The organism is Acinetobacter sp. 40AMC3-4 (assembly GCF_049898185.1).
Lineage (GTDB): Bacteria > Pseudomonadota > Gammaproteobacteria > Pseudomonadales > Moraxellaceae > Acinetobacter.
Genome location: NZ_JAFCXG010000006.1, coordinates 177889 through 194469 on the forward strand (window position 1 = coordinate 177889; position 16581 = coordinate 194469).

The 16581-nt window shown below is 42.8% G+C and carries 15 protein-coding genes and 1 pseudogene; 7 read left to right on the forward strand and 9 right to left on the reverse strand.

Annotated features, from left to right (window positions below; all coding sequences use genetic code 11):
* Positions 1 to 8: 8 nt before the first annotated feature.
* From ACP7BU_RS09630 to ACP7BU_RS09640, 3 genes are all read left to right on the forward strand, one after another.
* Positions 9 to 917 (forward strand): pseudouridine synthase, encoded by a 909-nt coding sequence (locus ACP7BU_RS09630; RefSeq protein WP_425879860.1) that lies wholly within the window; start codon positions 9 to 11, stop codon positions 915 to 917.
* Between the two features lie 114 nt (positions 918 to 1031).
* Positions 1032 to 1379, forward strand: a complete 348-nt coding sequence (locus tag ACP7BU_RS09635) for a type II toxin-antitoxin system RelB/DinJ family antitoxin (protein WP_253146241.1) — start codon at positions 1032 to 1034, stop codon at positions 1377 to 1379.
* Between the two features lie 96 nt (positions 1380 to 1475).
* Positions 1476 to 1919, forward strand: a complete 444-nt coding sequence (locus tag ACP7BU_RS09640; RefSeq protein WP_004278907.1) for a GNAT family N-acetyltransferase — start codon at positions 1476 to 1478, stop codon at positions 1917 to 1919.
* 42 nt (positions 1920 to 1961) lie between these two features.
* Here ACP7BU_RS09640 and ACP7BU_RS09645 read toward each other — a convergent pair whose 3' ends face one another.
* On the reverse strand, positions 1962 to 2669 hold the full coding sequence (locus ACP7BU_RS09645) for a pseudouridine synthase (protein ID WP_425879861.1): 708 nt from the start codon (positions 2667 to 2669) through the stop codon (positions 1962 to 1964).
* A gap of 140 nt (positions 2670 to 2809) precedes the next feature.
* Between ACP7BU_RS09645 and ACP7BU_RS09650 the strand changes: the two genes are divergently transcribed.
* Positions 2810 to 3262 (forward strand): DUF441 domain-containing protein, encoded by a 453-nt coding sequence (locus ACP7BU_RS09650; RefSeq protein ID WP_004645490.1) that lies wholly within the window; start codon positions 2810 to 2812, stop codon positions 3260 to 3262.
* Between the two features lie 259 nt (positions 3263 to 3521).
* Here ACP7BU_RS09650 and ACP7BU_RS09655 read toward each other — a convergent pair whose 3' ends face one another.
* The 6 genes from ACP7BU_RS09655 to hrpA form a co-directional block, all read right to left on the reverse strand.
* Positions 3522 to 3848 (reverse strand): gamma-glutamylcyclotransferase family protein, encoded by a 327-nt coding sequence (locus ACP7BU_RS09655; protein WP_085064566.1) that lies wholly within the window; start codon positions 3846 to 3848, stop codon positions 3522 to 3524.
* Between the two features lie 31 nt (positions 3849 to 3879).
* Positions 3880 to 5595: an AAA family ATPase gene (locus ACP7BU_RS09660; protein ID WP_129716622.1), complete on the reverse strand. Its 1716-nt coding sequence runs from the start codon at positions 5593 to 5595 to the stop codon at positions 3880 to 3882.
* A gap of 90 nt (positions 5596 to 5685) precedes the next feature.
* Positions 5686 to 7692, reverse strand: coding sequence for a hypothetical protein (locus ACP7BU_RS09665; protein ID WP_425879862.1), 2007 nt, complete (start codon positions 7690 to 7692; stop codon positions 5686 to 5688).
* Positions 7693 to 7888: 196 nt separating this feature from the next.
* Positions 7889 to 8641 carry a 1-acyl-sn-glycerol-3-phosphate acyltransferase gene (locus tag ACP7BU_RS09670; protein WP_425879863.1) on the reverse strand — a complete coding sequence of 251 codons (753 nt, stop codon included), beginning with the start codon at positions 8639 to 8641 and terminating at the stop codon, positions 7889 to 7891.
* A 26-nt stretch (positions 8642 to 8667) separates the two neighbouring features.
* On the reverse strand, positions 8668 to 9777 hold the full coding sequence (locus tag ACP7BU_RS09675) for a beta-ketoacyl-ACP synthase III (RefSeq protein ID WP_004278914.1): 1110 nt from the start codon (positions 9775 to 9777) through the stop codon (positions 8668 to 8670).
* A 30-nt stretch (positions 9778 to 9807) separates the two neighbouring features.
* On the reverse strand, positions 9808 to 13746 hold the full coding sequence (hrpA, locus tag ACP7BU_RS09680) for an ATP-dependent RNA helicase HrpA (protein WP_425879864.1): 3939 nt from the start codon (positions 13744 to 13746) through the stop codon (positions 9808 to 9810).
* A gap of 489 nt (positions 13747 to 14235) precedes the next feature.
* On the opposite strand from hrpA, the gene ahpC reads away from it, so the two are divergent.
* Together ahpC and ACP7BU_RS09690 are read left to right on the forward strand one after the other, a co-directional pair.
* On the forward strand, positions 14236 to 14799 hold the full coding sequence (gene ahpC / locus ACP7BU_RS09685) for an alkyl hydroperoxide reductase subunit C (RefSeq protein WP_004278916.1): 564 nt from the start codon (positions 14236 to 14238) through the stop codon (positions 14797 to 14799).
* Positions 14800 to 15090: 291 nt separating this feature from the next.
* Positions 15091 to 15297, forward strand: a complete 207-nt coding sequence (locus ACP7BU_RS09690) for a KTSC domain-containing protein (RefSeq protein WP_004278917.1) — start codon at positions 15091 to 15093, stop codon at positions 15295 to 15297.
* A gap of 11 nt (positions 15298 to 15308) precedes the next feature.
* On the opposite strand, the gene ACP7BU_RS09695 is transcribed toward ACP7BU_RS09690, so the two are convergent.
* Positions 15309 to 15899, reverse strand: coding sequence for an O-methyltransferase (locus ACP7BU_RS09695; protein WP_425879865.1), 591 nt, complete (start codon positions 15897 to 15899; stop codon positions 15309 to 15311).
* 24 nt (positions 15900 to 15923) lie between these two features.
* Entirely contained in the window at positions 15924 to 16142 is a 219-nt protein-coding gene (locus ACP7BU_RS09700) for a DUF1653 domain-containing protein (protein ID WP_004278919.1), read from the reverse strand.
* A 233-nt stretch (positions 16143 to 16375) separates the two neighbouring features.
* Here ACP7BU_RS09700 and ACP7BU_RS09705 point away from each other — a divergent pair.
* Positions 16376 to 16581: pseudogene (locus tag ACP7BU_RS09705) on the forward strand (alkyl hydroperoxide reductase subunit F); the annotation flags it as partial.

A 16581-nucleotide genomic window follows, 5' to 3' on the forward strand; every position in this document is an offset into this window, starting at 1 on the left:
TGCCTGCCATGCAACCAACTGTTGAATTTAACCCGCCTATGCTCAATGGGGTCAGTGCCAGTAAAGTGTTTTTGCCAGCCAGTCCGGATGCACCTCTGACAGTTTTTGCTTATTTATGCACGCAATTTGCGCATATCGCAGCAGATGAATGGCAGTCCCGTTTCGCCGAAGGTCTGGTCTATGATGCTCAGGGCAATCAATTATCAACAGAAAGTCCATTTCAGCCCAATAGCCATTGTTTCTATTATCGCTTTTTGGCACATGAAGTGCATATTCCTTTTCAACATCAGATTTTATTTGAAAATGAGCATTTCATGGTGGTCGATAAACCGCATTTTTTGACCATGAGCCCGACCGGACAATATGTGCAGGAAACGCTACTGGTTCGTCTTAAAAAGCAAACCGGCAATGAGCATTTAACGCCCATTCACCGGCTGGATCGTGAAACGGCAGGTGTGGTCCTGATTTCCAAATGCGTTGAATCACGTGGCCTGTACCAGCAGTTATTTGCTACACGGCAGGTGCAAAAAGCCTATCATGCGATTGCGGCGTATAATCCTAGTTTAAAATTCCCATTGGTCACACGATTGAGAATGCAAAAAGGTCAGCCTTTTTATACCATGCAAGTCCTAGACGGAACGCCGAATAGCGAGACGGCTATTGATCTGCTGGAACATAATACAGAATGGGCTAAATATGAGCTGAAACCGCATACTGGCAAACAACATCAATTACGGGTGCATTTGAATCATCTGGGTATTCCGATCCGTCATGATCCCTTTTATCCACAGGTAGCGCACAAGGCGGAAGATGATTTTTCTGCACCTTTAAGTTTATTGGCCAAACATATTCAATTTGTTGATCCGATCACGCAGAAAAGCATGAATTTCAGCTCGCAACTTGAATTGACACTGTAAATCGCTTGTCATTACAGATTATTTTCTAAAATCGGTCGCTTTAAGATTGAATTTCAAACGTAATTGATTAGAATAAAGGCGAAAAGTTAAGTAATTTAAAGCTTTAAAAATATTATGAGAAAAACTGAAGTTTATCAAATTCGCTTGGACTCGCAAGAGAAGAAACAAGCCTTTGCGGTATTTAAGCAATTGGGGATTACGCCAGCTCAGGCCGTGCGTCTTTTTTTCAAGCAAGTGGTGATTACCAAATCGATCCCCTTCTCGATTGAAAACCAGAATATCAACCTAGAACAACTGATTCGCCTGCGCAAGCTAAAACAAAATGAAGCGAAAACCGAGCAAAATGCGCTTTCCAGTTCTGCCCTGAATCTGCTGGATGATCAGGATGTCCAGTTGGATGATGATCATCTTGATTTATTTGAAGAACTGAATGCCATTTTGGGTGAAAGCGACAAAATTTAACATTGTTGCATTTCCGAACAATTTCTAAAGCCTGCCACTCCCAAACTTCGCTATGCTTGATGCTGATTATCAATAAAAAATTAGCTGGAGTATGCAATGCTCGTACGACGCGCCCAGTCAGCAGACCTGAATCAGCTGGCGGTATTATTTGATGAATATCGACAGTTTTATGGTACGTCTTCCAATCCTGAACTCTCTTACCAATTTTTAAAACAGCGTTTTGAAGATGGACAGACCGTCATTTTCATTAATACCAAAGATGATACTTTTACCGGCTTTATTATCCTGTATCTGGGTTTTTCTTCGGTGGCCTGCTCGACCTATTATATTCTGGATGATGTCTATATCACCCCGGTTTTTCGGCGTCAGGGCGCAGCCAAACAACTGATTGATACCGCGATTTTATTTGCCAAACATGAACAGGCCTTAAGAATCACTCTGGAAACCCAAAAGAATAATTATCAATCGCATAAATTGTACGAATCTATGGGATTTATCAAGGATGATGAATTTCAGACTTATCACTGTTTCCTGAAATAAGTCCTAATCTTTTCATCACATTTCAAGCGAATAAAAAATTTATTATTCCGAGCGGAATTTGGCCTGCGCCACCTGTTCAGCATTTAAATACAGCCATTCTCCTTCAGCCATTTCAGGCAAGGCCAAAGCACCAATCTGTGCACGGTGCAATTGTTCAACTTTATTGCCTACGGCAGCCAGCATGCGCTTCACCTGATGATAAACACCTTGATGAATGGTCATTTGCAGACGGTTCTCAGCCAATCGAGTCACTTCAGTAGCTGCAAAAATACCTTTTTCATTTCTTAATTCAACACCCTGTTTTAATTGCTGAATCTGTTCATCCGTGACTAGATCCGCAGTTTGCATCTGATAAACTTTAGCGACATGCTTTTTCGGATGTGTGAGCGCTTGCAGAAACTGTCCATCATCGGTCAGCAATAACAGTCCAGTGGTATCTTGATCCAGACGGCCTACACACTGAATCCCCCGATTTAGCAGAATGTCATCAAACAGGTCAAACACACTAAAATGATGCGTCGCCTGATGCGAACACTCGTAGCCTTGTGGCTTATTTAATGCGATATAGACTTTTTCCCGATAGGTATGACTTTTCCCATATACTTCGAAATTTAAGTTATTTAAATCCAGTTTATGTTTGGGATTATCAATCACTTCATCTTGAATTGAAACAGCACCATTTTTAATCAGTTGCTGACAATGCTTGCGGGAGCCGAAACCTTGTGACTGCAACATTTTTTCCAATAGCATCTGTTTATACCTGTATCGAGTGAAGACCTGTGCATTCTATCCTGAAACAGTCATGAATTTGGTTTCTTCCGCTGTTTTCTAGGTATCATGCGTTGAAAAGCTCTACAATAGCTTTATTTTTCACTCTATCTCTCCCCCTTATGTCGCAACTTGATTTGAATCTGATTGTTCTTTTGGTTTTACTGGCTTGCGGTATTTTCAGTCACAATAGTGCCGTCACCATTGCTGCAGCGGTGTTAATTGTTTTAAAAATCACGCCTCTCAGCAGTTTATTGCCTTATGTGCAGGCGCACGGTTTAAATATCGGCATTATTATTCTGACCATTGGTGTTCTGACACCGATTGCCAGTGGCAAAATTTCAGGAGAAAGTATTCTCAAATCTTTCCTGAGCTGGAAGTCTTTACTGGCAATCGCCATTGGGGTCTTTGTTGCGTGGCTGGGAGGACGTGGAGTGAAGCTGATGTCGAATCAGCCAGATGTGGTAGCCGGACTGTTATTAGGCACAGTGGCTGGTGTAGCAGTATTACGCGGTGTTCCAGTCGGTCCTTTAATTGCGGCTGGGATTTTATCGTTATTGATTAGTACACAATAAATGTACAAATCATCAGCGCGTATTCCCAGTATGCAATAATTTCTCAAAAATACATCACATGACCGGAAATATGCAGACCACCCGTTGATTATCTTGCGCTAAGCTCTAAAGCAATGCTTCAGGCTTGCTCAGAAGATACTATCAGATCAACGGAATACTTTATTAATTCAATCTTTTGAAACCAAGTCAAAGGAAAGTTATGATCTTTGAAGCTCTGACCTGATAAAAATTTGAAATTCAATAAATGACACACCCCAGTCTAATCTTTCAAAGCATAGACCAAACTTTCTATCGTCTGACCATTTTCCAAATATACTTTAACCGGGATACGTTGATATTCATCGCCTTCAAATGCATCCAGCTCATCCCAATATTGGGGAAGATTCTCGGATATGAATACATAACCCGGAACAATCTCTCCCGAATCACTGAGCTGAATACCCGGGCTACCCAGCTCAGCACCCCAACCACGCTGCTGCAAATACCCACGAATATAACCGGCTTTCCAGCTCCCCCCAATCCGCTCCATGACAGGAGCATTGGGTTGCTGCGGACGAAGCGTGCCGTATACGAATAAACTGTGCATCTTAAGAACTCTTAAACATCACTTTTAATGATTATTCTACAAATAGTAGTGCCAGACGCACTTGGTCATAAGCCATTTTAGGCGTGGTCAATTCCACAATCGGACGCAACTTAATAGAACCGTCATCATTAAAATGCTCCGAATTTTGACGCTTGGTCAGGCGTTTATAAATCTTGCGAACCTGCTCCACCACTTCCTCACCCGGATGTGCCAGCGAGATATCCAGCCCCTGCTCTTTATGCAAACGCCCCAAATGATTGATGATGGTTGCCGGGGTCAAACCACGTTCAGTCGCGATATCGGCAATTTCATAACCTTCTTCAAACAGTTCACGCGTTTCGTCTAGCGTTGCAGCGGCATAGCTTTGCTTACCCCCATTCTTGGAAATTTTCTTCTCATTGCGCTGGATTTCAACTTCATTCAAAGTCCCGCCACAATGTCGGATAAAGGCCTTATGCTGTGCCGTCAAATCGACATTTTCAAAATTCGCTTCGGCTTCATCAGAAAGTTCTTGAAAACGGCGATCGGCTTTAATTGCCAGACTATCGAGTTCCAAAGCCTGCTCATTAAAACCTTTTAATCGTAGGCCATTTAAGCTTTTCAAACGGGACAACGCGACATAGCCCTGTCCTTTTTCAAAAGTATGGCTCAGGTCAATCTCGGCAGCTTCCAGGGTCATGCCTTGTGATTTATGAATGGTAATCGCCCAGGCCAGACGCAATGGAATCTGCTGGAAACTGGCAATGGTTTTACCGGCCTCATTGTCTACCGACCAGGTTTCAGGCTCAACCACCAATGTAGTGCCATCGGTCAGTTTGACTTTAGGCAGCACACCATATTCATCATCTTCTTCAAAACTGATCACTTCGCCCAAACTGCCGTTGATATAACCCATATCAAAGTTGTTTTTCACAAACATGACTTTGGCATGTTTTTTCAGGGTTAAGGCTTCAGGCGCTCGCACTGACGATTTTAAAGTCTCGATCAGCTTTTCATTGCCATCGCACTGCGCATCAAACTGGCGTGGATCATTGTCAATTTCATTCAGATGTTTAAAGTTAATACTGTCCACATCCATATTATGCGTATACAGGCGCGTATAGGTATCGCCGATTTCTTGATGTCGCGTGGCCTGTAAAGCAGTGCGGTGTTCATGGCTAATCGCCTGCGCACGGATCGCATTCAGAATGTCATTCAAATAATCATTGCCCTGACGATGCTGCTCAGTTAGGTAGCAAACGCGAAACTTGGCTTCGACCCAGGCATCCGACATAAAGCAGAATTTGTCGCGGTTGCGCTCATCATTTTTACCGACTGGCGGTAACTGGAAAAAGTCCCCTGCTACAATCACCTGAATACCACCGAAAGCTTCATCACTTTCCTTGAAATATTTCAATACCTGATTGACCAGATTCAGCTGCTTGGCATGCAGCATTGAAATTTCGTCAATAATCAGGACTTGCGCATTTTCCAGATGTTCTTTTAAGTATTTGCGCTCTTTCATCCGCTTTAAGTCTTCTTCAGACAAAAAGTCTTTAATGCCAATGCCTGCCCAGGTATGAATAGTCATACCATTCATGTGTGTGGCTGCAATACCGGTCGATGCGGTAATCGCGACGGCGACCTTACGTGCCTTTAAATAATTAATATATTGATTCAGCGTATAGGTTTTTCCTGCACCGGCAGAACCGGTTAAAAAGACATTTTCTCCTGCTTTGAGTAACTTAAGGGCAGTTTCCTGTTTCATAAGAGCAATACCGTAAAAGAACGGCTATAGCCTAACGATTTTTAGCGGAAAAGTTAAGCGTCATGGAGGAAAACAAGCTGTATTGAACTGTCAGGCCTGCAAGTTGAGCCAGTTAATAAAATGCATGGCGATATTACTGTATTCAGCTTCTGCTTTCTGGTTATTCGGATATTCCAGCTGATCAAAAATCACCTGTCCATTCACCAATTGACATCCCAAGATCAAAGGTAAACGTACGGCAGGATGAGACATACGAAAGGCCACATACTGCCCTTCCACAATTTGCTGAGCATAGCTTGCCGCCAGACAGTTCCTGAAAATTTTAGATTCCTCTAAAATCCGATCCAAAGTTTTAAGCTCTTCAAAACGCCAGTTAAAATACAGTAAAAATGAAACCTGAGTGATTGGTGTCCAGTTCACCAGTGCGAACTGTTTTTTCAGCTTGGCGATCATTTCCTGCTTTTGAACCTGATCATGCCAGACGACCGCCTGATTAAACAAACTGGTCCAGCTCAGATTTTTCGGTATTTCTGTATGGCTGGAAAAATACTCTACCAGATAGTCACGCACATAACTGTCAAATAGCGACTCACGTACATGCCCGCTTTGCAAATAAAACAGCTGCCTGAACTCAGTAAAAGGAATGCGATAGCGGTGCAGAACATTATAGAAATCACGATTCTGCTGGCTTTGAGGCTGAATATACACCAGAACCTCATCGGGTAAATGCGCCGTAATTTTATATAAATGCTGCATATACGCCTGCATCACCCGGCTCAAGTTCAGATAAACCTTTTTAGTCAGCTGATCATCCATTTTAACCACATTGCGCAGCAGCTCCATCCATTCGTCCAGATACAGGATTGAAGGGCTAATCGCAATCCGCTGATCCTCAATCGATTGGCGTGTGCCTTTTAATACCACCGCCTGATTATACTGATGCTGAAACCAGTCATGCTGGATGGCATATTCATGCATGCTATGAATAAACAATCGCGCCGAGACATATTGAAAATATTGTAAAGTCGCCAGAATAATCTGTGGATGTATATGATGGCTGTCTATAAAACTTAAGGCCGTTACTGCGACCCGCACACTGCTATGCTGGATATTATTACTAATCCAGTCCAGTACCTCGGCCGGTTGCTTAAAGATCCAGTTCACGGCACGATGACAATCAAATAGTGGCAATCGGGCTACTTTTTTCTGCCATAAATACGGATGATTTTCCAGGAAATTCCGTTTGGATAATAAATCATCCCGATGCCACACGTCCCGGTTCATCAATCGGACAAAACCGAGCAAATTACTTTGCTCCTCAGCATGCCGATATAGCAAACAGATATCATCAGTATGATCATTCAATTCATGCAGATTAAAGCGCTCTTCAAAAGACAGCGACATAATCCGGAACAGTGCCGGAGGCAAAAACTGTGCGGCGCTAAAACAGAACTCATCCAGACTGTCTATCAATGACTGGATCGACAGGAATTCATCCTGCTGTAGACACTCCAAAGAAAAAGCCTGTTGCAAGCTTTCAAGAATCTGCTGTGGAATCTCTTGTTCATCCTGAATAAAGTTTTGCATGACAGGTGCTGTATACAACCCGGCCTTGATCAGCTGCTGGTCGATAATCTCAGCTTGAACAATCGACATTTGCTGCAAAAATTCGGACACCCGTTCCAGGCCATTAACCCACGCATAAACCTGGGCCAGGATAAGCTGACGTAACTGTTTGGCTTTGTCGCGTAAATACAGCGAATGCTGTGGTTTTAAATCGCCAGTCAGGAAATAGATATCCTGTAAAAAGAATTCCTCCAGGGCTTCTGCCTTACATTGCTGAAAATAAAAATGACTGTCAACCAAAGCAGGTGCAGCTCCAGAGTCTAGTGCATAGGGAGTATGAAACTGGATATAAAACAGACCATCCAGCAATTCAATCCGGCACTGATCCTGCTGAATTTTTATTAAATTTTGTGCATTCAGATGACCAATTATTGCCATCTGATCAAGATAAAGCTGGTTCAGCTCTGGAGAAATCCGTAAACATTGTTGTGCCAATAACCTTAAAGATGCTACCAAGCTTTCCTGTTCCATACGTACACCTCGGTCATCTTAGAATCATCTTATTTTTATATTGGATCATGCTGAGTCCTTGATCGCCAATCAGTGAACACTTAAAAATACATTATGGCATCACTTGCACTATAAAACCGTCCATGCATCCTCATTGCTAAAAATAGAACATTTCAATAGATCATAGCCTAGATTTTACAGGAAGAATTTTTCTTTTTTAGTCTTGCTGACGTAGCGCCTTAAGCTCGGCCAAGCCGGTATAAATATGTTGCTGCAAGCTGTGTCGAAATGCAATCAGCTCTTCCTGAGTCTGAACCTGAGCAATCGATTGTCGCGGCATAAACTGAAAATAAAATGGCAGGCGTTTTGGGAATAATCGTTTAGGCAAAGATGGAATCACATCGCCCTGACGTAATAATTTATTGAGTTGCGGTACTTTGAGGAGTTTTTGAAAACATTTATGCTGGATGATCTTATTGGCATCAAAGCCAATCTCGTAGACTTCATCCCCACCGAGCGCGGCAAAAGGGACAATATCATAGTTAAATTCCTGAGCCAGCTTTAAAAACCCGTAGCGTTGTTTCCAGATCAGTTGATACTGTTCACCCTGACGTTTAAGTACTTCGCGTCCACCTCCCGGAAAGACCAGAATAGAATAACCCTGCTGCATCACAGCACGTACATAATGCTGGATACCATCGACTGCCCCAAACTTCTTCACGGCTTCACGCCATAAGGGCACATAAAAATGGCTATGATCCGCAATGCTGACCACAGCCACCTTATGTTCGTTATAGAGGTAATCAATCAGCATCGGCGAATCAAAGATGCCGTACATGGAATGATTACCGACATACATTGCAGGCCGACTGGCATCAATATATTCAGCCCCTAAAAAGGTAGGGGTAAAATATAATTTGGATAAGGCACTTAAGCGTCTAATCCATTGCCCATCATGTTTGACCTGCAAGCTGTCTGCTCCCTATCTACTCCGGATTATGCCACGCGTTTTTGGACCAGAATCGAACCTACTGAATAACCCGCACCAAATGAACACAACACGCCATATTCACCATCTTCAACTTCATGTGCAGTACGATGCAAGGCAATGATCACCCCGGCAGAAGACGTGTTGGCAAACTCGTTCAGAATGATCGGTACCAGACCAGGTTTGGCATTTTCTTTACCAACCACCAGTTTCAGGATCAGTTCATTCATGCTGGCATTGGCCTGGTGTAACCAGAAGCGTTTAACACCTGTCGGCTCAATCTGATTCTTTTCCAGTTGCGCAGTAATCATTTTCGCAACCAGTGGACAGACTTCTTTAAATACCTTACGACCATCCTGACGGAAACGTTTGTCGTCAATGTCAGCATTTTCAGAAGTATTCAAGAAACCAAAGTTATTGCGGATGTTATTCGAGAACTGGGTAAACAACTCAGAATCCAGAATTTCAAAACCGGTTTTGCTGTCGGTATTTTCAATAATTGAAGCGGTTGCCACATCACCAAAAATAAAGTGACAGTCACGTGAACGGAAATCGGTATGTGCAGAGGTAATTTCCACATTCACCAATAACACACGGCGCGCGCCTGCTTTGATCGCATCATAAGCCTGTTTCAGACCAAATGTTGCTGCAGAACACGCCACGTTCATGTCATAGGCATAGCCTTTGATACCTAGAGCGGTTTGAATCTCGATCGCTACGGCAGGATAAGCACGTTGCAAATTCGAGCATGACAAGATCACGATATCAATGTCTTCGGCAGTCACACCGGCATTTTCCATCGCCTGTTTGGCTGCGATTACGCCCCATTCTGCTTGCAGTGAAATTTCATCATCTGCACGTTCACGTAAATTAGGACGTAAGCGTTTTGGATCAAGAATACCTGATTTTTCTACGACATAGCGGCGTTGTACGCCAGATGCTTTTTCAATAAAGTCTGCGCTAGAACCACGACGCGCTTCAACTTCGCCTGCAGCGATTTTGTCAGCATTTTCGTGATTAAACAGTTCCACATAAGCATTTAAACTTTCAACTAATTCTTCATTGGTGATGACATGTTCCGGATGGAATAAGCCAGTACCCGTAATGCGGATGCCCATGTAAAATTCCTTATCTGAATTACCTATATCTTAACTGATTCCAAGACGATCCCATACTTTTTGCAAGCGAGTTGGAGACACAGGTGCTTTTGTTTTCATCGGTTGTGAAAACAATGAGATTCTTAACTCCTCGACCATGAAATACAATTCTTTCAGGCGAGGGTCATCTTTAAACTTGAATAATTTTTCCATCCATTGATCAATTTGGTCAATGGCGGAATTGTCCCTTTGTAGATTATTGGGCAAGCGCTCCAAACGCAAGATCAAGGCTTTCAAATAACGTGGAAATTCGATCCATACATCGGAAGGTTTACGATACACAAAGTCAGAAAGGCTCATTAAATCAAGTTGATCTTCAATATCATTGATATTTTTTTCAAACACAGAATGATCTAAAACCAATAATTTCCGCCGGATTTCCTGCCACTGGATATAAATATCCGTGATCTCTTTCAGGGCAACTTGGCCATAAGTCAAGAAAGATTTTTTTACATCTTCAACCAGTTTTTGGAACTCTTGCGCATTGACAGGTAATTCATTAATAGACATGTGCAGTGTGGCATAAACTAACATTTGTTCCAGTTGTGCCTTATCACCGAGTGGTGAATAAGCCAGCGCCAGAGGTTTGGAAATCTGTTTTTTCAACTGGCGGGTCAAGTCTCCGAGTTGCATATGCACCAGTCGGATCACTCCTTCACGATGTTTTTTGATCGCTTCAGCCTGATCATTAAAAGTCTGAATCACCACACCCGATTCATCTTTCTGCTCCAGGGCAGAAAAAGCTTTAGTCGGAACCAGCGCCTGGTACTGCTTGACCACGACACCGGTGACTTTTTGTGAGGCTTCAAATACAAAGCTTTCCGGGAAGGTTTTAAATTCACCTTTAAGCTGTTTGACCGGACTATGCGTTTCAGTCCGACAGCGCGCTTTCAGCTCGGCAAGATCACGCCCCTGCTCAATGACACGACCTTTTTCATCAGTCACTTTAATAAAAGGCAACAGATATTGGTCTACCCGGTCAAAGCTGAAATCTTTCTCCGTGATTTGTTCGCCTCGCAGCTGGAATGCCAAGAAACTAAAAATATGTTTCTGTAAATCCTGCGCATCTACTTTTGCCATGAGTTTTTGTGCAGTATCCGGAATCGGCACCAGATTACGGCGCTTATCCTTCGGCAAAGCTTTTAGCAATGCTTCAATCAGATCCAGACGCCAACCCGGAATCCCCCATGACCAGATACCTTCATCGACCTGGGCCAAGGCTTGCAGGGGAATTTTAACTGTCGCGCCATCTTCATCATGACTCGGGTCAAAACGATAGGTTGCAGCCAGACGCAGGCTACCATTGTGCAAATAGTCCGGAAATTGTTGTGTCGTCGGCCGGTCATTCAGCCATAGCGCATCATCATCGACAAATAAATAACGCGGATTCTGAGGCTCAACCGTGGCACGCCAGTCTTCAAAAGTACGACGGCTGGCCACTTCAGGCGGCACTTTCGAGGCATAGAACTGGTAAATGGTTTCTTCATCAACCACCAGATCACGACGGCGTAATTTGTCTTCTACTCGCTCGACTTCTTCCAGTTTAAGCAAGTTATGCTTTAAAAATGGTGGAGTAATGCCTAAATGCCCAGTGGTTAAAGCATCCCGCAAGAAAATTTCATGTGCGGCCGCCTGATCTACTTTTTCATAATTGATTGGGCGTTTCGGCTCAATAATCAGACCAAATAATGAAATCTGATCATAGGCATTCACCACACCGGCTTTTTTCGACCAGTGCGGTTCAAAATAATGATGCTTGAGCAAGTCACGCGCGGCCAGCAGAATCCATTCCGGCTCAATCTTGGCTAGGGTACGCAAATACACCTGGGAAGTCTCGACCATTTCAAAGGCCATCACCCACGGCGTATTGGTCTTGTGCAAGGTAGAAGCTGGGAAAATCCGTGCTTTTTGCTGACGCACCGCCATAAAAACATTACGCTCATCGGTCTTGTTGGCGATAAATGATAAGAGACCGGTCAACAAGGCACGGTGCAGATTCTCATAACTGGCTTTATTTTCATTAAATGACAGTTTTAAACCCTTAGCCAAATCCACCAGCTGCTCATGAGTTTTCTTCCATTCACGTAAACGCAGCCAGCTCAGGAAGTGATTACGCGCAAAAGTACGGCGCTTATTTTCACTCATGCTTTCGCGATTATTGTGTAGCGTTTCCCAAAGCTTGATATAGAACAGGAAATCAGAATCGGCTTCACGGAATAGTGCATGTTTCTGATCCGCCTGCATCTGCTTGTCCGCAGGGCGTTCACGCGGGTCCTGAACTGCAAGTGCGGCCACAATCACCAGCACTTCATTCAGCACGCCAAAATGTGCACCACCAAGAATCATGCGGGCCAGACGTGGATCGATCGGCATTTTCGCCATTTGCTGACCGATCTTGGTTAAGCCACTGCTTTGAAGTCTCCCTTTCTCAAAGGGTGAGGCGTTATGCGACGCAAGAGAGGGATTTGCTTGATCATCTTCAGTTTTAGGAGAATTTTTCTCAGCCATTGCCCCCAGTTCAATGAGGAGCTTGCGGCCATCATTGACCAAACGATGATCTGGTGGTTCGATGAAATCAAAATCTTCGAGTGAACCCAAGCTCAGACTTTGCATCTGCAAAATTACAGATGCCAGGTTGGTTCGCTTTATTTCTGGTTCGGTAAACTCAGGACGGCTCAGGAAGTCTTCCTCAGAATACAGACGTATACAGACACCCGGCGCAATACGACCACAACGACCTTTACGCTGGTTCGCGGCTGCCTGAGAAACGGCTTCAATTGGTAGACGTTGCACCCGTGAACGATAGTTATAACGCGAAATACGGGCAAAACCGCTATCAATCACATACCGGATATTCGGAACGGTTAAAGCTGTTTCTGCTACGTTGGTGGCAATAATAATGCGTCGCCCGCCACCAGAAGGATTAAAGATTTTCTGCTGTTCGGCCAGCGCCAGACGCGCATATAAAGTTAATACTTCCGTATGGCGTGGCCCATGTTTGATCAGGGTTTCCTGTAACTCGCGAATTTCCTGCTCGGTACTGGCAAAAATCAGGATATCGGCATGTTCGGGATGACCTTTTTCCTGTGCATCCTGAAAGCATTCTTCGACTGCTTTGACCACAGCGCGAGGCAGGTTTTCTTCAAAATCATCAAACTCATCATCATCACTACCGCCAATGCTCATTTCCGAGATCGGGCGATAACGCAGCTCTACCGGGAAGCTGCGGCCTTCCACTTCAAAAATTGGTGCACCATTAAAGTAACTGCTAAAACGGTTTACATCCAGGGTTGCTGAAGTAATGATGACTTTCAGATCGGGACGACGTGGCAATAGCTGCTTCAGATAACCCATAATGAAGTCGATATTCAGCGAACGTTCATGCGCTTCATCAATAATAATCGTGTCATATTTGGTCAGGTATCGGTCATGCGTCAGTTCGGCCAGTAAAATACCGTCTGTCATCAAACGCACAATTGAGTCTTGTGAACCCTGTTCCGTAAAACGTACTTTAAAGGAAATTGATTCACCGAGTTTTTCGCCAACTTCTTCGGCAATACGCTGTGATACGCTGCGGGCTGCCAGTCGACGCGGCTGGGTATGTCCGATCATTCCGGTCAGGCCACATCCAGCCAGCATAGCAATTTGCGGTAACTGGGTGGTTTTACCAGAACCGGTTTCGCCAGCCACAATAATCACCTGATGCTTTTGAATCGCGGCAATCAGCTTATCAGTGTACTGAGTAACCGGTAGATCCTGATTCAGCTTGATGTTCGGAAGACGTTCAAGCCGTTGCCGTACTTTCAGATTGGATTTTTCAAATAATTCCTGATACTGCTTGGCATCTGCGTCTTTCCCCTTTTTCAGTCGATTTAAACGGTGACGGTCACGCGCCATTATCCATTGATCTACATTTAAATGACTCTGCACAGAGAAAACACCCACATCAAAAAACAGGAAAGGTTTATTTTACTTGGTTCATTAGATTTCAGATAGTCGTAGTTCTGTTAAGTGCCGGACAAATTGGCTTTGGCTGCCTGATTTCCCTCAATTCAGCGCCATAAACCTATCAAAATATCTATATGACACGCTTGAATTTTCCTGAGTAGATTTAATCATCAGTTTAATTTTGAAATTGATATTTAAATTATTTTGCGGAAAACATGCTTTTTTCCTGATTCACCCTTGAATTTTTTGGTTTCAACATCATGTTTGCTAGCACGAGGAAAAAGAGATAATTTTGTCATCAGGCCATCATCTTGATGCTGCTCAATGAACAAAGCGATTTTGCCGAAGTGGCGCGTTTTTACTTAATTCGGTTTTTCCGATGTTTGTAATGTAAAAATACCATTTTAGCATCAACCAAAATTTCGATACTCTTATTCAAAATCAAAGACTACCTCAATCATGGAGACAATGATGAGCTTAATTAATACTGAAGTTAAACCATTTAAAGCAACTGCATTCCAAAACGGCAAATTCATTGAAGTTACTGAAGCTGACCTGAAAGGCAAATGGTCTGTTGTATTCTTCTACCCAGCTGACTTCACTTTCGTTTGCCCGACTGAACTTGGTGACCTTGCTGACAACTACGCTGAATTCCAAAAACTAGGCGTTGAAATCTACTCAGTTTCTACTGACACGCATTTCACTCATAAAGCTTGGCACGATTCTTCAGAAGAAATCAAAAAAATCCAGTATGTAATGGTTGGCGATGCAAACTGGACTCTTGCTAAAAACTTTGACGTATTAATCGAAGCTGACGGCCTTGCTGATCGTGGTACTTTCGTGATCGATCCAGAAGGTAAAATCCAAATCGTTGAAATCAACGCTGGTGGTATCGGCCGTGATGCTCAAGAACTTCTTCGTAAAGTTAAAGCAGCTCAGTATGTACATGCTCACCCAGGCGAAGTTTGCCCAGCTAAATGGAAAGAAGGCGATGCAACTCTTGCTCCTTCTATCGACTTAGTTGGTAAAATCTAATTTTAATTAGATTGAACTGATTCAAAAAACCACGCTTTTTAGCGTGGTTTTTTATAGTTTGAACTTTTATGTCAGCACAATACTGGATTTTATTTTTTAAAATTATTTTATTAGAACTTAAAATATTATAGTCCTATTTTTTTCTTGATCCATCATATAAAAATTCAGGCATATCTTTTGCTTCACTTTCCCATAATCCTTACCCATTCTTACAATTGAGCTATACATCTGCAGAGCCATATGGCATAAGTTCAAATGATAAGATAAGAAATATTCAGTGGAGGAACGCATATGCAAAAACTGCTTACCGTGATTTCTTGGAAATACAATCCCTCAAGCCGCCACCTGAAAATTGTATACAGTAATGGTCATACCGAGCTGTATCATCCCGTACCTGAATTTATTTATGACAACTTACTAAGACGCCAAGACAAAGCCGCATTCGTGGAAAAGTATCTCGAATATAATTTACATTTTAATAAAATTTGCATGGATTAGAGCCAATCAAATTAACGCAATCCCACCATCAGCAAACCTGCGCCTATGGGTACAATACTCATGATAAAACGTGGGTCTTGCTGAATTAAGGCAATAAACTCTTCGACTTCTGCTGCATGTGAAATGACATTATCAACTACTAGTAACCCGCCCTTTGCTTTAAGTAATCGACTCAAATGTGGCCAGTAACTGACATAAGCATCTCGTTCAGCATCTAACAGGATAAAATCAAATATTTCCTTTTCTGCCTCCAGATAAACCTGAGCATCAATTACTTTAAAATTGATTAAATCTGCAAGATCTATTTCTGTCGCATATTGCTTTGCCTGAGCAACCCGTTCTGCATCAACTTCAAGAGTTGTAATCATGGCTTGAGTCTGCCGAGCCGCTTCTGCCAGCCATAAAGTGGAATAACCGGTAGAGGTGCCAATTTCCAGAATATTTTTGGATTGTTGCGCACGAATCAGCATAGATAAAAATCGGCCTGATTCTGGCTCTATATTGCGATATCGGTGCAGGCGATCTGCCTGTTTAAGGTCATGCCTATGAAATTTTTCATATAATTCTTGCATGAATCTTTCAAATTTATCTGAATTTTGCATCACTCTTCCCTGAGTCTGTTTGGCTTAAAGTGCCTGAATCAATTTAAAGCGTTCTACTTCACGATCATCGTGGGTAGTAATGGTCTCAGTGAACATCGTTAAAGGACGTACCCAAATTGAATAATCCCCATAAAGACATTGATAAACCACTAGCTTTTCTTCAGTTTCACTGTGCGTGGCGACATGAAACACCTGATAAAGCTGTCCCTTATAATGTTGATAAATACCGCGTTGTAATTCCATCATTCAATTCTCAAATATCTTGTTTTAATCTTAGCTGAAAATCCTTATTCTTGCTCTAAACTACTTGAAGATTAATCTTTCGACCCCATATAGAACTTTGAAATTAATAATGAATTTTTCAACAAATCTGTAAATCCGATCAATAAAATAAAAACAAACTGTTTTAACTATTTATTCAATTCATTTAATATCCTGTTATCAAATAAACATTTACTCCTTTGGAGACGTTAGCAATGTTAGACCGAAATACTTCAGCTCAACTTAAAACCCTATTAGAACGCCTGGAAGGCCCAATTGAACTGGTCGCCACTCTGGATAGTTCTGACAAATCAGCCAAAATCCAGGAACTGGTGTCCGAAGTGGCTGCACTGTCTGATCTGGTCACTGCACGCTTTGACGGAACCAATAAACGTGCGCCAAGTTTCGGGATTGCAAAAGC